The organism is Candidatus Omnitrophota bacterium, from assembly GCA_041653595.1.
In the GTDB taxonomy this organism is placed as follows: Bacteria; Omnitrophota; Gorgyraeia; order Pluralincolimonadales; family Pluralincolimonadaceae; genus Pluralincolimonas.
The window spans coordinates 28786-44874 of the sequence record JBAZFB010000012.1; the positions used below are offsets into that span (position 1 = coordinate 28786).

Consider the following 16089-nt stretch of genomic DNA (forward strand, 5'->3'; position numbering starts at 1 on the left):
CGGCGGCTACCAGATAAAATGATAGCCGCCGTAGGTTAAAACTGTAAACCGGTTATTCCTGCTTCGCTTTCATCTCCTCGATCTTGAGGCCTCTAAGCTCTGTAGGCAGGACGAATTTTACGCCCTTGGGGGGTTTGGCGGTGCCGTAGATGAAATACTTAATGGTATCGCCTTCTTTCTTTATCACGTAGCAGATCTTGCCGTAGGGCGTAGGCAGGTCCTTGACCTCGATACCCTGGTCAAACCATTCCGCGGCCAGTCCTTCGCCGAGTATAAGCTTGCCGTTATCATCATAGACGAACATCGTCCGGACCGCGTCGATATAACCCGAACCGACCCATGTATGCGGCATATCGCCGATATACGAAGGCGTGCGCGGTTTGGCGTATACGACCTCAGCCATATGGTTCCAGCCGTACGGCCTGACCGAGTCTTTCGTAAAATACCTTAGCATGGCGAGGCCGCGTTCGCGCTGGTCCATCCTGAAATAGGCGTTCGCCGAGCGGACCTCGTAAGGAGTGAATGTCCTCTCGTGGCCCGGCTCCATGCCTTTGCTGACGTCGTTATAATACCTGTCGAAAGTATTTTTCAGCAGGTCCTTCGGCATGTATTCCAATTCTCCGGCCGCAACTATTGCGATGGCGGTCGAGGTCGAGTCGAAGTCTCCCTTCTCGACGCATCCCGCGATATAATTAATCTTATCGCGCTCAGCTACCAGTTTTATCGAATCGTAGAGGCACTTGCGGAAATCGTCTACTTCCTTCTGCATCCATTCCGCGCTCGCCTTATCTCCCATAAGGTTGGCGAGATAGACCCCGTCCTTGAACCCTTTAAGCGCGAAGAAATCATCCCAGTAGCTTGTCATCGCGGGATAATAACCTTCGTGGCTGTTTGATTTTGGAAGTATCCCGTAATACGGCTGTTTCTTAGGGTCGGTCTTAAAATCAGTGCCCATAGTGCGGCGGCGGAGGCTGCGGGTGAATTCCAGGACCTTTACGACCTTCGGATAGATCTTCGGAAGGTATTCCTTATCCCCGGAATAGTCCACATAGTTGCGGACCGCGAAGACATATTCTCCCTGCGCGTCCCATTCGACGCCTTCTCCCGAGCCGTTATCATTATTGCCTACGGCATTGCCTCCCTCGAAAATTATATACGGGACAAACCCGTTATCCGCGACTTTTGAGGAGAACGCGTCGAGCCATTCCTTCACCGGCTCAACTACGCCCACCTTCAGGAGCGCCGCGCTCGTCAGGCAACCGTCGCGCATCCATGAATGGCTGTAATTGCGCGAGCCGGGCTTTATCCACGGCCCGTCCTTATTTATGAGGATGTAGGCGATATTGGTTTTCATGACATCGATCAGGCGTTTCTCGGGAATATTGATAGTGAAGCGGTTTTCAAACCCGGCCCACATGGCCGCCTGTTTCTGGAGCTCGGTATCGAAATCCGCGATCGTCCCGTCACCCGGGAACCGGATGATGAAATCCTTTGTTTCGCCCGGTGCGGCTTTGAGCTCATAAGAAAGCCCGGCCGAAGCTGTCCCTTCGCTGCTTTGCGCGGACGCGGAATCAGGCAACCCGCCCTTTTCCATGAAATCGATGATATCTCCTGAAGAGAATGGCACCGCTGCCATCTTAACGCCAACTGTGCCCGTGGCCAATTTAGCCTGGCCGTTTATCAGGAGTTTCGGAGGCGCGCATTCAACCTTATTGATCGGGCTGAAACCGCCGTACTGCCATATCGGATTCAACTGAACCGGCCTCACCGCGAGGTCGAACAACCCGCTGAACGGCTTGTTCCCGGTATTCTTGAACCTGTACCTGACCTCCATCGTCGACCCGCCGGCCGAGATCGCCGTAACTTCAAGCGTCCAATCGCTATGGTCCCATTTTACCGTCGGTACCGGCAGGTAATCTTCAAGCAGGCTCTGGGTTACTTTGCAGTCATTAGCGGTGTAAAGTTTCTTGCCGTCGTAGATAAAGGGCATGACCGAGAAACCGCCCTTATATGGCTCAAAGCTACCCGTCTCGCTCAAAAGTCCTTCGTCATTGGAATCCGGCGCGCCGACAACCGTCCAGAACTCCTGGGCCCTGCGCAGCCACATCGGATAATAACCGGGCGGTGATTGTTTCGCGAGCGACTGGTAGATCTTTATCGGCGTCGCCTGCTCTTCGCCGCTCTTCGGCTCGAAACTCTTCAGGACGCATTCCTTCCCGGTCGCCGATGCGAGGCAGTTCACCCTGAATTCCCTGACAGGGCCGGCCTTGAAATAGATCCAGTTGTCTTTTGACGTATTCTTGTCAGTCTTGAATACTTCATTCCAGGCCTGTCCGTCAGCCGAGGCCTCCACGGTAAAGGATTTAGGGTAGTTTTCATCCCATCTCAGGATGATCCCGCCCAGGTTTATTCTTGCGGGCAGTTTTATATCGGTCTGTGCGCCGTTCCTGGTAACTACCGGCGGCTTATCCCCGTCGAGGAAAGTCACTTCCCAGAGGGAATTGCCCCAGCCGGTGCCGCGCTGGATGCAGTTTATCTTGAGCGCGGTCGCTACGACCGGCTCAAAATAGATTATGTCGGTGTTGCCGTCGCCCTCGGTGGTCTCGTATACCTTCTTCCAGTTGCCTGAGGTGCCCTTAACTTCTATATTATATATCTCGGTAAAAGCGTTCTCCCATTTAAGGACGACACCGCAAATGTTGTGGGGGGTGTCGAACTCGGCCTGCCACCACTGGTTGTCCTCGAACTTGCTCGACCAGCGCGACTGCATATTCCCATCTATCGCCTTATCTGCGCTGTAATCGGCGTCGCCGGATGAGGCGGTAGCCTTCGCCTTTATCGGGTCAGGCGCGTTAAATTCGACCTCAAAAAAGGAGAAACCCCATTTGGTCGCCCGCTTGATAAGGTCAAGCTTCACGTAACGGGCTTTGACCGGGGTGAGCTTTATGATCTCGGTCCCGCCGGAACCGTTCTTCTTTTCATAGACTTTTTTCCATGAGGTCTTATCGTTGGAGACGAGGATGTTATAATCGCTCCCGTAGGCGGCTTCCCAGGTGAGAGTTATCTTCTTTATCTCGGTAGGTTGGCCGAGGTCGATGATCAACCATTGGTTGTCTTCGAACGTGCTGGACCAACGGGTAGACGGGTCGCTGTCTATGGCGGACTGTGGATTGAGATTCTCTCCGCTTGAAGATGCGGATGCCTTCCATTCCGCGGCGTGGGAAAACTGGCTGAAACAGGCAAGAACCGACAAAACCAGGACAAAACCGAGCTTTTTACCGGACATCTTCCCTCCTAAAGTTGTATCCCCCTGAATGTTATACAATAATACATTAACATATCTCCCAATGCAAGCCATTTTGTGTTATCATTGCCATATGGCAAAAACACCCGTCGGGCTTCCCCGTTTTGATGAAGATTTCCTGGAAAAACGGGAATGTTTCATGCTCTTCGAGACGAGCCTTTTTGACGGCGAAAATTCGAAAAGCTACATCCTCCTCGACCCGGTCGATACCATAAAAGTATACGGGTTCAGCGACGTCAAGCGGGCGTTCGAGCGCATAGAGGAGTATTCGAAGTTACACTTTCTCGCCGGATATTTTTCGTATGAACTGGGATATTATTTCGAGAAAGCGTCTTTCGCCCCGAAAGACCCCTTTTCCCGTCCGCTGATCCACCTGTGTGTATTCAAAGATATGATGACCTTCGACCACAGGACAGGAAAGTTATCGCCCCGCGTGCCCGGCCTTTTCACGGAAGAGGCCGGCCGGCGCGATTTTCGCGTCGATAACCCCAGGTTCAACCTTACGAAGCCTGCATACTTCCGCAAGATCTCACGGATAAAAAAGCATATAAAAAACGGCGACACCTACCAGGTCAATCTTACCGGGAAATATTCCTTCGGTTTCTCGGGCAGCGCCTTTTCTTTTTACCGGGACCTCAAGGAAAAACAGAACGTGCCGTATGGCGCCTTCTGTAAACTGGGCGGAGGATACCTCCTCTCGCTCTCCCCCGAACTCTTCTTCAGGAGAGACGGCAATACCATATACTCCAGGCCGATGAAAGGGACGATCGGAAGAGGCGCGAATATGAAGGAGGACCGCGGCAGGATATCAGAGCTTAAGCACAACGCCAAGGAAGTCGCGGGGAACCTGATGATCGTCGACCTGATACGAAACGACCTGGGAAAGATCTCAAAGACCGGCAGCGTCAAGGTATCTTCGCTCTTCGACGTAGAAAAATACAATACCCTCTTCCAGATGACCTCGACCATAAAAAGCGTTTTAAGGGAGGGCGTGACCTATTTCGATATATTCAGGAGCCTCTTTCCGGGAGGGTCTGTTACCGGCGCCCCCAAAATAAGGACGATGCAGATAATAGAGGATCTCGAGAAAGCCGACAGGAAGGTCTACTGCGGCGCGCTCGGCATCATCTTTCCCGGAAATAAAGCGGTCTTTAACCTGCCTATCAGGACGATATCCATATCGCGCGGGAAGGACAAGGTCCTAAAAGGCGAGATGGGCGTCGGCGGAGGAATAACCGTCGATTCTGACCCTGAGGAGGAATACCGCGAATGCGTCTTAAAGGCCAGGTTCCTCACGGAAAGGCACAGCCCTTTCTCGCTTATTGAGACGATGCTATGGGATGGAAAATTCAAGTTCCTGGACCGGCATCTCGGAAGGATGCGCGATTCGGCCGCATATTTCGGGTTCGTTTTTGACCGCGTGAAGATAATAAGAATATTAAAAAACACCGGGAAGGCCTTTAAAAAAAATGCCCGTTACAAGGTCAGGGTTTTGCTGGACAAAGACGGCAGGGTCACGGCCGGGGCATCGGAGATCGAGCGGGACACCAAGCAAGCCTCGCGGACTGCCGCGGTCTCGAAATTCAGGACCGATGCCGGCAACGTCTTCCTTTACCATAAGACGACAAACAGGGGACTTTATGACGCCGAATACGGACGTTACAGCGCAAAGGGATATCTCGACGTCATATTCCTTAACTCAAAAGGTGAAGTGACCGAAGGCGCCATAACAAACGTGGTAATAAAGAAAAACGGGAGATGCTACACTCCCCCTCTCTCCTCCGGACTTTTGCCAGGTGTTTTCAGGTCCCATCTGATAGAAAGCGGACGCGTTAAGGAAAAGAGGATATTTTTGGATGACCTGCGTAGATCCGATAAGATATTCCTTTGTAACTCGGTCCGCGGGCTCGTTGAAGTCAAATTGACTTCTCCTTGCCCATAACCTATAATAGACCATCATGAAAGCCGAAATAATCTCTATAGGTACCGAGATCCTCCTCGGCCAGATACTGAACACCAACCAGCAGTGGCTCTCGCTGAAACTCGCCGAGCTCGGGGTAGACGTCTATTACCAGTCCACCGTGGGGGATAACCCGGAACGTTTGGCCCGCGCGATACGGCAGGGGCTCCTCCGCTCGGATATCGTGATAACTACCGGCGGGCTGGGCCCTACCGTAGACGATATCACCCTAGAGGCGATATCGCGCGCGATGCCGAAAAAACTCATCTTTCACAGGGCGATAGCCTCTAAAATAAAATCGCATTTCGGGAGCCAATGCCTGAATATGCCTTCCGGAAACCTCAGGCAGGCCCATATCCCGGAAGGCGCGAAAGTCCTCGCGAATAACGTAGGCACGGCCCCGGGGTTTATCGTCGAGGAGGCCGGAAAGATGCTGATAGCCCTTCCCGGGCCGCCGCGCGAGCTCAATCCGATGTTCGAAAGATACGCGATGCCTTATTTAAGGAAAAAAGCCGGGACGGACCGGGTAATAAGGATCCGCACGATAAAGATGACAGGCCTGCCGGAATCCGCCGTCGACCTGAAGGTAAAAGACCTGCTGGAAAGCCCTCCCCCGGTCACCGTCGGCATCTACGCAAAACCGGCCCTGATAGAACTAAAGATAACGGCGAAGGCGAAAAATGAAAAGGCCGCGAAGACCCTGATAGACAGGATCGACAAAAAGATCACCGCGCGGCTGAAAGGTTATGTATTCGGCCGAGATAATGAGACCCTTGAGGGCGCCGTGGGAAAGATCCTGGCCGCAAATGCAAAAACGCTCGCAATAGCCGAATCCTGCACCGGCGGGCTTATCTCGACCAGGATCACCGATATCCCCGGAAGCTCGAGATATTTCAGGATGGGGGTCGTCGCTTACTCGAACGACGCGAAGATATCCCAGCTATGCGTCTCTCCCGGCACAATTTCCAAATACGGGGCGGTGAGCCGCCAAACTGCCGTAGAAATGGCAAAAAATATCAGGGATATCTCAGGGGCGGATATAGGACTTTCTGTCACAGGGATCGCCGGGCCCGGCGGCGCCACAAAGGCAAAACCGGTCGGGCTTGTCTATATAGCTCTCGCCATTCCTGGAAAGACTATCTGGAAGGTATTCCGTTTCAGGGGCGACCGGGAAATGATCAAATTCAGGAGTTCGCAGGCGGCGCTCGACCTTCTCAGAAGATCTCTGTAGAGCCCTTCTTCCCTATATCCTTCACAAGGCAGACCTGGTCCTTCCCGTGTTGTTTTGCCCAGTATAAGGCGTCGTCCGCCTTCTTGAACAGCTGCTGCTGTGTCGTGCCGTCATCCGGATAGACGGCGATGCCCATACTTATGGTGAAAGAGACGGATTTACCGTCGACCTTTATCTCTTTGGCCTTGACCGCTTCCCTCAGCCTTTTTCCTACGGTGACGGCATTGCCTGTATCGGACCTGGCGAGAAGGACGACAAACTCATCCCCGCCGTACCTGCCTATAGCGTCCACGGGCCGGCCTTTGACATCGAAATTACGTATATGCACCTTTAGGATGTCCGCCAACGAGGTTATTATCATGTCGCCCGCCTGATGGCCATAGAGGTCGTTATACCTCTTAAACCCGTCGATATCGATTATGATAAGGGCGAATTTCTCCTTGGACCTTACGGCCCTCTTTACTTCTTCATCGAGGCGGGCGAGGAAAAAATTATGCACATAGAGGCCGGTGAGGCTGTCGCGGATGGAAAGCTCTTTTACCTCTTCGTATAATCTCGCTTTTTCTATTGTGATCGCCGCCTGGTTCGCGAGTATATCGATACTCTCCCGCTCATCTTTTGTTATAGGCTGCTGGCTGAAGATATTATCTACCACAAGAACGCCTATCCTGGCGTTCTTCACCATCAGCGGGACGTAAAGGAACATGCCCTCTGTCCCCTGCGCCCCGGAAACCTGGGGCGCCCCTTCATCGAACAGGCTGTCGACTATCGTGTTAACGCCTCTTTCGATCCGGAATGTTCCATTTCTATGGGCCTGGCGACTTTCCTGATATCGGCGCTGGCGACTCCTTTCAAGATATTTTCTTCCTTGTCTATTAAATAAAGTTTTGCCCTGTCGAAATGCAGCACCTCGACAGCGCTCTTGAGGATTATCGAAAGCACGTGACTTAATTCCAGAGTGCTCGCCATGGCCTCGCTTATCTTGGAGAGGGCCAGTAGCACGCTTATCTTCCGCAGATTGGCGTGAAATACCTTTATGTGCCTTATACCCCTGCTGAATTCCCTGGCGTAGTCGCTTAGCATATCTTTTTCTTCGGGTGTTATCTTCTTCTTGCTGGCCAGTTTATCCGCCATAAGGAACCCGAGTTTGTCATCCGCGGTGATCAGCGGCAGGCATATCTGCAGGCCGTCGTCCCATATTGCGGAATCGCTCTTTCCGAGGAATACATCGACCAGGATCCCGCCGCCGTCCTCCTTTACGGGTATCCTGCTCTCTCCGGCTATTATTCCCTTTCCCCTCATCCGTGCCTGATAGCATTCCAGCGAGTTCGTCGTCTCCTCGTAGAGGAATATATAGACGGCGTCGAAACCGATATCGTCGAGGATAGACTTAAGCCCCGCCTTGAGGGTTTGGTCCAGCCCGGTCTCAAGCTGGAAAAATACCCTTACCGAATCCTGCAGGATCCTGAGGTGATCTTGTAATTTTTCTCTTCCGATCTTCTCTTCCACCGCGCCCGTCCTATAATGATAAGATATAATTTACCTGGGCGGCGTATTTGCGCGCCTCGGATGCCAGGTACTTTTCGTTATACTTCCGGGTTTTTATAGCGTCGATGATGTTCCCGAAAAACTCGGTTATTATGAATTCGACCCCGCCCCAGAAATCTATCTGCCTGTAGCTCCTGCCGTATTCGCTGTAAGTCTGCTTCAGGACCTTCTCCTGATCGGTCTCCCCGCGGAAGATCTCGGAGAAGGGCTCGATGCCCGCGGGCAGTGTGCCTATAGACTTATACAGGTTGACCTGCGATTCGTTCGAGGTAAGGAATTTCATGAAGAGCCAGGCCTCGTGTTTATTCGCCGAATAGTTCGATATCGCCAGGTTGCTTCCTCCCGCGAAACTGAAACGTCCGGCCGGGCCGGAGGGAAGAAAAGCCACTCCGAACTTATCGATTATCTCCGGCGACGCGCGATTTGAGGGCGTTCCGAAGAAACCGGGGATGTAATCTGCGGCGACGAACGCGCCGGCTATGCACATGGCGTATTTTCCGGTGATAAAAAAATCATGCCCCGGATATGCCGGGACTTTTCTTTCCCGGACCGGCGCGTAATCCCTGTTCATCAGGTCGAAGTAGAACTTTATCCCCCTCAGGGCCTCTTCCTTGTCAAAGGCCGCGGCGAGGCCGTCTTTTGAGAGGTAATCCCCTCCTGACGACCATATCCAGGGGACGGTATCATGGACAAGCCCCTGGTCTTTTATGTCAGAGACGCCGAGGACCCCGATAGGCCCGTTGCCGTGGTCATACCCCTTGAGGACCGAGCATGTCTTTTCGAAAAGTTCCCATGTGGAGATATCGCCGGCCGAAAGATTGAACTTCTTGAATATATCTTTCCTATAGAAGAGCATCCTGGTCTCGGCGCCCCACGGGAGGGCGTGTATCAGCCTTGTCGTTTCGTCCTCACAGGTAGCCCACGAGACGGGGTGGAATTTGTTCTTCAGCCTCTCTTCCGAGGCCTCTGAAGTAAGGTTGGCCAACGAGCCTACGGATGCGAGGGTCTTAGTCCAGGTATTCCCTATCTGGAAGATGTCCGGCAGCTGCTTGGTCTTGGCCGCGAAAATTATTCTTTTCCACGCCTGGGTCCAGGGGATTATCGAGAGGTCTATCTTTATTCCGGGGTGGGTCCTCTCAAATTCTTCTATCTCTTTATCCATCATCGGGCCCGTGTCGACGCCGCCTATGGGCATGACCCAGAATTTGAGAGATACGGGATTTTTCATATTTAAAATTATACCACCAGGTTGATTAAAGTCAACGCGTAATGTATAATCTCAGTCAAATGGGTGAGACTATAAGGGTTTTCATAGCGATAGAGCTTCCTCCGCAGGCGCGCGATGAGCTCATCTCAGTCCAGGCAACGCTCAAAAGATCCGGCGCCGATGTTAAGTGGGTCGAACCGGAGAATATCCACCTCTCACTCCGGTTCATCGGGGACGTAGGGCCGGATAAGACGGAGGAGATAAAAAACCAGCTTGCCGGCGTTGCTTCCGCTTCCAAAGCATTTGAACTCACGATGAAGGGTATCGGGGCATTCCCCGACCTGGACCATCCCAGGGTCATATGGGCAGGCGTGGACCGGGGGGCCGCCGAATCGGCGCGGATCGCGGATGGCCTGGAGGCTAAATTACGCGCCATAGGCATCGCCGGGGAAGAGATGTTAAAGAACAAATTCCATCCTCACATAACGCTTGGGAGGGTCCGGAGCGGGAGGAACGGCGATAAGCTGCGCGGGCTTGTCGAAACGGTCGGGTTTGAGGCGGGCCCGGTAATAAAAGCGGAATACCTTACACTCTTCATGAGCCGGCTGACGCCGCAGGGCTCTGTCTATACCGCGCTTTTGAAGGCCAAAATGGCTATAAGCCGGACCGAGAGGTTCGCGTAGACAGCCGCAACCGCATCATCCAGCACCACTCCCCACGGGCTCTCTATCTTTTCTATCCGTTTGATCGGGAAAGGTTTCGTTATGTCGAATACCCTGAATAATACGAAGGCGAGGGCGATCAACTCCGGCCTCATCGGTATGAACAGGAGCGCTATCATCATCCCTATTGCCTCGTCGATTACTATCCTCCTCGAATCCTTTTTACCGAAGAGCTCCTCCGCGCTCCTTATAACCAGAAGGGCCGCCGCCGTCAATACAGATAAGGTTATGAACGTGACCGGAAGGCTGTAATTTACAAGAAGGAAAAGCAGCAGGCCGCACACAGAACCGGCCGTGCCGGGTATCTTTGGGATATAGCCCGCGTAGAAACATGTGCTCACAAGCCTGATGACGGTCTTCAATTGAACAGCTTCCTGTTCTTTATGAAAAAGGATATCCCGGACGTAAGCGTAAGCGCGACGGTAATGAGCATAACGAAGAATATCAGGTTAAGGAGCCACTTCTCCGTATCGGCATTCCAGAAAGCGAGGGAAGTTCCGGCGTCCTTGAACATCAAGAATATGAGTATCATCGATACGGCTATCATCTGCGAGACGGTCTTGTGCTTCCCCGCCTCTTCCGCCTCGATGACTTTCCCCCTTGTAAGGGAGGCGATCCTCAACCCGGTGACCGTAACTTCCCTTGCCATTATTACCACTACCGTCCACGCCGGGATGAGCTCAAGCTCGACGAAAGCCAGGAAAGCCGACAGGACGAGGATCTTGTCGGCTATCGGGTCCATCAATTTCCCGAAATCGGTTATCTTATTTTCTTTGCGGGCAAAATACCCGTCGAAATAATCGGTAAGGGAGGCGGCCGCGAAGGTAAAGAACGCGAAATATTTAGCGCCCTGCCATTTGGCAAAAAGGAAATACATAAGGACGAAAGCCAGGAATATCCTGGAGATAGTTAGTTTGTTCGAAAGGTTCATTTAGCCCGTTCTTTCTCGCCGATCAGATCGTATTCCAGAGCGCCCGTTATCCTCGCGGTCACAAAATCCCCTACCCTGATGCCGGGACCGTTTATGTATACCCCTCCGTCGATCTCCGGGGCATCCATATATGTCCGGCCCAGGTAACTCTTCCCGCCGGAGGCCTCTTTTTCGTCGATAAGGACCTCAAACCTGCGGCCTATGTATCTTTTGTTATTATCCGAAGAGACCCGGCGCTGCGCCTTCATCAACTCGTTCCGCCGCGCTAATTTTTCTTTTTCGGGTATACGGCCCTTCGAACCCGCGGCCGGAGTCCCCTCTTCCTCCGAATATACAAAAGCACCGAGCCGCTCAAATCTCGCCTCTTTAACAAAATCGAGGAGTTCGTTGAATTCCTTATCCGTCTCGCCCGGAAAACCCGCGATGACGGCGGTACGGATGGCTATCCCCGGGACGCGCCCGCGCAATCTTGCGAGCAGGCCCCTGATAGACGCGCTTGACGTCCCCCTCCTCATCGCGTTCAGTATCCTGTCACTGATATGCTGGACAGGCAAGTCGATATATTTGCATATCCTTTCCTCGCCGGCGAGGGCCGAGATCAACCCGTCATTTAAATGTGCCGGGTGCGCGTACATGAGCCGCAACCACCGCGCCCCTTTGAGCCGCGCGATCCTTTTGAGCAATTCCGCGAGCGCGGGCCGGCGGTAAAGGTCGACGCCGTAGAGGGTGGTATCCTGCCCTATCAGATTTATCTCTTTTACACCCCGGCCTATAAGGTCCTGCGCCTCGGCGACGATCGATCCCATGCCTCGGCTCCTGTGCCTGCCGCGTATCTTAGGTATGACACAGAAGGAGCATTTATGCGAACAGCCCTCGGAGATCTTTATGTAGGCGAAATGCCTTGGGGTAAGGGCCTGCCTGGGCGTTTTCCAGTCATAGAGGTATACGGGGTTACGTGTGACGCTGTAGATCCTCTTCCCGGCCATGATATCATTAATGATCTCGGGAAGCCTGGAGAAACCCTCGACGCCTATGAAACCGTCTATCTCGCCCATCTCCTTTTGCAGCGCCTTGCCGTATCTTTGCGGAAGGCAGCCAGCGACAAGTATCCCCTTTATTTTTCCGGAGCTCTTGAGTTCGATGAGATCGAGAATGGTCTCGATAGATTCTTTTTTGGCGTCTTCTATAAAAGAACAGGTATTGACTATCGCTATATCAGCGCCGCGTGAGGATGCCGTTACCGCGAACCCGGAATCTTTAAGCGTGCCTAAAATTATCTCGGAATCTACCAGGTTCCTCGCGCAGCCCAATGAGATAAGTGATATCTTGGTCGGCTTGGTCGGCATTTAGGATAGCGCTACTTGGGTAATTTCAGGCCTTTTATCACGCCTTTTCCCAGCGGGGCCAGGGGAGTCCCGTTCATATCCGCTGCCAGCGCCTCACCCTTGCTGGCCGAGACCTCGAAAGATTCCTTCGCCTCCCATCTCTCGCTCGATCCCTTCTTCAGGATGCCGTCGTATACGACGCTGCCGTCGGCCCTTAACTTCAAATATACGTCCGCGCGCGCCTTAAGCGAGAGCATAAGGTTTTCGCCTTTCGGTATCCGCAGGGCAGGTGCTGCCGCGGCCTTCGGCGCCGGCTTAGCCGCCGGCTTCGGCTTTACCGCCGCTACAACCTTATTTTCGGCCTTAGGCCTGGATTTGAAGAACGCTATCGTCTTTGAGCCTGCAATGCCTATCAATTTAACGGCGAAGAAGATGACCAGGACGGCTATCGCGGCATAGATTATCTTTTTGAAGGGGAATTTTATTCCTGCGGGCGCCCTGCCCCATCTATCATCCTTATTGAGGACAGAGATCTGCTCCTTGAACGCGGGCTTCTCCCCGGTGAAGCTCTCGGCCAGAGATGCGCCGTCAAGCCCCAGGTAATCGGCGTATTTCTTGATAAAGCTCTTTATATAGACCGGGCCTGATATCAATTCCTGCGCCCTGTCCGCCTCGATGGCGCTTAAGATCCTCCCGCTTATGCGGGTTTCTTTTTGCGCCTCATCGATCGATATCCCTTTTGATTCCCGCGCGGCCTTTATTCTCGACCCGATTGATTCCATTTCGCTTTTACCGCCTCCATGGTATCTATCAGTATATCACGGGGTTTCGAACCGTTATAAGGACCGACTATCCCTTCGGCTTCCATCGTGTCTACGAGGCGCGCGGCCCTTGTGTAGCCGAGCCCGAGCCGGCGCTGGAGCATCGAGACCGAAGCCTGTTTGGTCTCCAGCACCATCCTTACCGCTTCCTCGTACATCTCGTCCTTCTCGTATGTCTTGCCGTGGGATTTCTTTTCTTGTTCTTTCTGTATCTCTTCGTCGTATTCGGCCTTCCTCTGCTCCTTTATAAAACTTATGACCCTCTCTATCTCCCTGTCCTTGACAAGGCATGCCTGCGCGCGGGTCGGCTTCGCGTCGCCGGGGCGCATAAAGAGCATATCGCCTTTACCGAGGAGTTTATCCGCCCCGTTCATGTCGAGGACGGTCCGCGAGTCGACCTTAGAGGCGACCTTGAAGGATATCCTTGCCGGAAAATTGGCTTTGATGACGCCGGTCACGACGTCGACCGAAGGCCTCTGCGTCGCGAGTATTATATGTATACCGACCGCGCGGGAGAGCTGGGATAACCTGGTTATCGCGTTCTCGACCTCCTGCGGCGCGACCAGCATGAGGTCGGCCAGCTCATCGATTATCACCACTATATAAGGAAGGACTTCCGGCACTTCCTCTTGGTCCTTGAATTCGCCCTTGCTTAATTTTTCGTGGAAGAACTCGATATTCCTTACCGCCAGGCGCGCGAAGAGCCTGTAGCGCGAATCCATCTCGCTGACGACCCAGTTCAGGGCGCCGGAGACCTTCTTATGGTCGGTCACGACCGGACACAATAGATGCGGCAAGCCGTTGAACATCGCCAGCTCGACCATCTTCGGGTCGACCATCAGGAATTTCACTTCGTCGGGAGAGGCGTTAAAGAGCATGGAGCTTATTATGGAGTTGACGCAGACCGTCTTGCCGGAACCGGTCGTCCCGGCGATCAACATATGCGGCATCTCGCCGAGGTCTGCGACGACAGGCGTCCCGGCTATATCCTTGCCGAGCGCCAGGGTTAGTTTTGATTTCGAGTTCTGGAACTCGGGCGACTGAAGTATCTCTTTCAGATATACGAAAGAGCTCGAGGAATTCGGGACCTCAACGCCCACCCTTGCCTTTCCCGGGATCGGCGCGACTATCCTTACGCTCTGCGCCTTCATAGCCAGGGCAATATCGTCGGAGAGGCTCGTTATCTTCGTTACCTTTACGCCCGGCGCCGGCTCAAGTTCATATCTCGTGATGACCGGCCCACGCTCCACGGCCGTTATCTTTACCTCAATGCCGAAATCCGCCAAGGTCTCTTCGAGCACCTTGGCGCTCGCGTCCAGGTCGTCGCTTATCTTGCGCTCTTCCAGAGGCGGCGGTGAATCAAGCAGGCTCATATCCGGCAGTTTGTAATTGCCTACGACCTGCTTAACCACTTTTACCTGGGCAGGCTTCGACTCCTCCTTCTTTATGATCTTCTTGATATCTATTATTGTGGTGCGTTCCCCTGCGGGGACCTTGCCCTGCTCTCGCAGGACCTTGGGTTCTTCCCTGGCGGCCTTCGCTTCGTTGACCGCCGCCTTCTCTTTCGTCTCCTTGCCCTTGGCTATCTCCGCCTTTATCTGCTCAAAACTTCTCCTTAAAGGCGACTGGGCTTCGGCTTTCTCGAATCGTTTCTCCTTCGCCTGTCCCGGTTTCTTCTTGAAGACGATCGAGATAAGCTCCGATACCGCGCTTGCGAGGGACACCACGATGGGAAATATAAGCAGCTCAGTCGCGAGTAGGATCGATAAAGCGCCGAGGACTATAACCATCACCCACGCGCCTACCGGGCCGAGATACCTCACGAAAAAGTTAGAGGAGAAGAGGCCGAGCAGGCCGCCCCAATGGACCTTGACCGCGTCGCTCTGGGGCGAAGAGGCGAGACTCAATAAGGCGCTGCAAGCTATAAAAAGAAATAAGGTCCCGAGCAGCTTGAAATAAAACTTCTGCGGGACCTTATTTAAAAATTTGCCGAGCGACCATGTCAGCGTCAGCGTGGGTACTATATAAGCGCTGAACCCTACCAGGGAGAAGAGCGCAAACGCGACTAACGCACCGAATATGCCGACATAGTTGTGGGTATATACGTTCGGATTAGACGTCAAAAACCAGAGGTCGTTCGGGTCATAGCTAACAAGGCTGACGAAGACAAGGACAGATAAGGCAAAGAGAAGAACGCCCCAAATCTCGTTTTTCCTCTCCTGCTTCACTTCTTATGATATCTCCTTTCGCCTCTTCCTTCCCCGGGCCCTCTAGATTCCCTCGGCTCGCGGGGTTCCCTGGGCTTTTCCTCCCCGGGGACGTAACCCGGCATGGCCTGCTTCCTGCTGAGGTTAAGCCTGTTCTGGTCGTCTATCTCCATGAGTTTGACCGGGAATTCATCGCCGAGTTTTACGACATCCTCGACGTTCTTGACGTATTGGTCCGACATCTCCGAGACGTGGACGAGGCCTTCCTGCCCGGGCAGTATCTCCACGAACGCGCCGAAAGGCATTATCCTCTTGACCTTGCCGTTATATATCTTGCCGACTTCCGGCATCTGGGTCAGGCTATTTATGATATCCAGCGCCTTCTGCAGGGCCTCACCGTCGGCTGATGCGACGTTCACCGTGCCGTCATCCTCTATATCGATCGTAACGCCGGTGTCCTCTATTATCTTGCGTATGACCTTGCCTCCCGGCCCTATGACATCCCTGATCTTGTCAGGGTTGATCTTAAAGGAGACGATGCGCGGCGCGTATTTCGAGAGCTCGGCTCTCGGTCCGGCTAGCGCCTGTTTTATCTTCTCAAGGATGATCATCCTCGCCTCTTTCGCCTGCTCGAGAGATTGTTTCACTATCTCGAGGTCTATCCCGTCTATTTTCAGGTCCATTTGTACGGCGGTAACGCCCTTCTCCGTGCCGGTGACCTTAAAATCCATATCGCCGAAATGGTCTTCCAGTCCTGCGATGTCCGTAAGTATTACGAAACTCTTGCCCTCTTTGACCAGTCCGATGGCAATACCGCTGACAGGTGCCTTTAT

Annotated in this window: 13 protein-coding genes; 3 read left to right on the top strand and 10 right to left on the bottom strand. The window is 53.3% G+C overall.

The genetic code is table 11. The features are described from left to right. Positions 1–52: 52 nt before the first annotated feature. Entirely contained in the window at positions 53–3286 is a 3234-nt protein-coding gene (locus tag WC317_05770) for a discoidin domain-containing protein (protein MFA5339632.1), read from the bottom strand. A 91-nt stretch (positions 3287–3377) separates the two neighbouring features. Here WC317_05770 and pabB point away from each other — a divergent pair, with 91 nt between their 5' ends. Then, the gene (gene pabB / locus WC317_05775) at positions 3378–5246 is read left to right on the top strand and encodes an aminodeoxychorismate synthase component I (GenBank protein ID MFA5339633.1); all 1869 of its coding nucleotides are present in this window, start codon (positions 3378–3380) and stop codon (positions 5244–5246) included. Positions 5247–5262: 16 nt separating this feature from the next. Further along, complete coding sequence (locus WC317_05780; GenBank protein ID MFA5339634.1) at positions 5263–6495, top strand: competence/damage-inducible protein A; 1233 nt, start codon at positions 5263–5265, stop codon at positions 6493–6495. Here WC317_05780 and WC317_05785 read toward each other — a convergent pair. Genes WC317_05785 through WC317_05795 form a run of 3 tightly spaced genes read right to left on the bottom strand, consistent with a single transcriptional unit; the run spans position 6479 to position 9271 of the window. Further along, a complete protein-coding gene (locus WC317_05785; GenBank protein ID MFA5339635.1) occupies positions 6479–7285 on the bottom strand; it encodes a sensor domain-containing diguanylate cyclase in 807 nt (268 codons plus the stop codon). The two genes, WC317_05780 and WC317_05785, sit on opposite strands and share 17 nt — an antisense overlap. Next, the gene (locus tag WC317_05790; protein ID MFA5339636.1) at positions 7261–8004 is read right to left on the bottom strand and encodes a hypothetical protein; all 744 of its coding nucleotides are present in this window, start codon (positions 8002–8004) and stop codon (positions 7261–7263) included. Before WC317_05790 ends, WC317_05785 begins: the two co-directional genes overlap by 25 nt. 10 nt (positions 8005–8014) lie before the next feature. Continuing rightward, complete coding sequence (locus WC317_05795; protein MFA5339637.1) at positions 8015–9271, bottom strand: extracellular solute-binding protein; 1257 nt, start codon at positions 9269–9271, stop codon at positions 8015–8017. A 59-nt stretch (positions 9272–9330) separates the two neighbouring features. Here WC317_05795 and thpR point away from each other — a divergent pair, with 59 nt between their 5' ends. Further along, the gene (gene thpR, locus WC317_05800) at positions 9331–9933 is read left to right on the top strand and encodes an RNA 2',3'-cyclic phosphodiesterase (GenBank protein MFA5339638.1); all 603 of its coding nucleotides are present in this window, start codon (positions 9331–9333) and stop codon (positions 9931–9933) included. Here the strand turns inward: thpR and WC317_05805 are convergent. The 6 genes from WC317_05805 to WC317_05830 all read right to left on the bottom strand — a co-directional run. Further along, entirely contained in the window at positions 9876–10334 is a 459-nt protein-coding gene (locus tag WC317_05805; GenBank protein ID MFA5339639.1) for a phosphatidylglycerophosphatase A, read from the bottom strand. The two genes, thpR and WC317_05805, sit on opposite strands and share 58 nt — an antisense overlap. Then, positions 10331–10903, bottom strand: coding sequence for a CDP-diacylglycerol--glycerol-3-phosphate 3-phosphatidyltransferase (gene pgsA, locus WC317_05810; GenBank protein ID MFA5339640.1), 573 nt, complete (start codon positions 10901–10903; stop codon positions 10331–10333). The genes WC317_05805 and pgsA overlap by 4 nt, the downstream gene beginning before the upstream one ends. Beyond that, positions 10900–12249 (bottom strand): 30S ribosomal protein S12 methylthiotransferase RimO, encoded by a 1350-nt coding sequence (gene rimO, locus WC317_05815; protein ID MFA5339641.1) that lies wholly within the window; start codon positions 12247–12249, stop codon positions 10900–10902. The genes pgsA and rimO overlap by 4 nt, the downstream gene beginning before the upstream one ends. Before the next feature lie 11 nt (positions 12250–12260). Further along, positions 12261–13010, bottom strand: coding sequence for a RodZ domain-containing protein (locus tag WC317_05820; GenBank protein ID MFA5339642.1), 750 nt, complete (start codon positions 13008–13010; stop codon positions 12261–12263). Further along, a complete protein-coding gene (locus WC317_05825; GenBank protein ID MFA5339643.1) occupies positions 12986–15277 on the bottom strand; it encodes a DNA translocase FtsK in 2292 nt (763 codons plus the stop codon). Before WC317_05825 ends, WC317_05820 begins: the two co-directional genes overlap by 25 nt. Beyond that, positions 15274–16089 (bottom strand): S1 RNA-binding domain-containing protein (locus WC317_05830; protein MFA5339644.1); only part of this gene is annotated, 816 nt, incomplete at its 5' end. The genes WC317_05825 and WC317_05830, both read right to left, overlap by 4 nt.

Excerpts from the sequence above, each read along its gene's own strand:
- pabB (MFA5339633.1), top strand. The coding sequence starts at position 3,378 with ATGGCAAAAACACCCGTCGGGCTTCCCCGTTTTGATGAAGATTTCCTG.
- WC317_05795 (MFA5339637.1), bottom strand. The coding sequence starts at position 9,271 with ATGAAAAATCCCGTATCTCTCAAATTCTGGGTCATGCCCATAGGCGGC.
- WC317_05820 (MFA5339642.1), bottom strand. The coding sequence starts at position 13,010 with ATGGAATCAATCGGGTCGAGAATAAAGGCCGCGCGGGAATCAAAAGGG.
- WC317_05780 (MFA5339634.1), top strand. The coding sequence starts at position 5,263 with ATGAAAGCCGAAATAATCTCTATAGGTACCGAGATCCTCCTCGGCCAG.
- thpR (MFA5339638.1), top strand. The coding sequence starts at position 9,331 with ATGGGTGAGACTATAAGGGTTTTCATAGCGATAGAGCTTCCTCCGCAG.
- WC317_05770 (MFA5339632.1), bottom strand. The coding sequence starts at position 3,286 with ATGTCCGGTAAAAAGCTCGGTTTTGTCCTGGTTTTGTCGGTTCTTGCC.
- rimO (MFA5339641.1), bottom strand. The coding sequence starts at position 12,249 with ATGCCGACCAAGCCGACCAAGATATCACTTATCTCATTGGGCTGCGCG.
- pgsA (MFA5339640.1), bottom strand. The coding sequence starts at position 10,903 with ATGAACCTTTCGAACAAACTAACTATCTCCAGGATATTCCTGGCTTTC.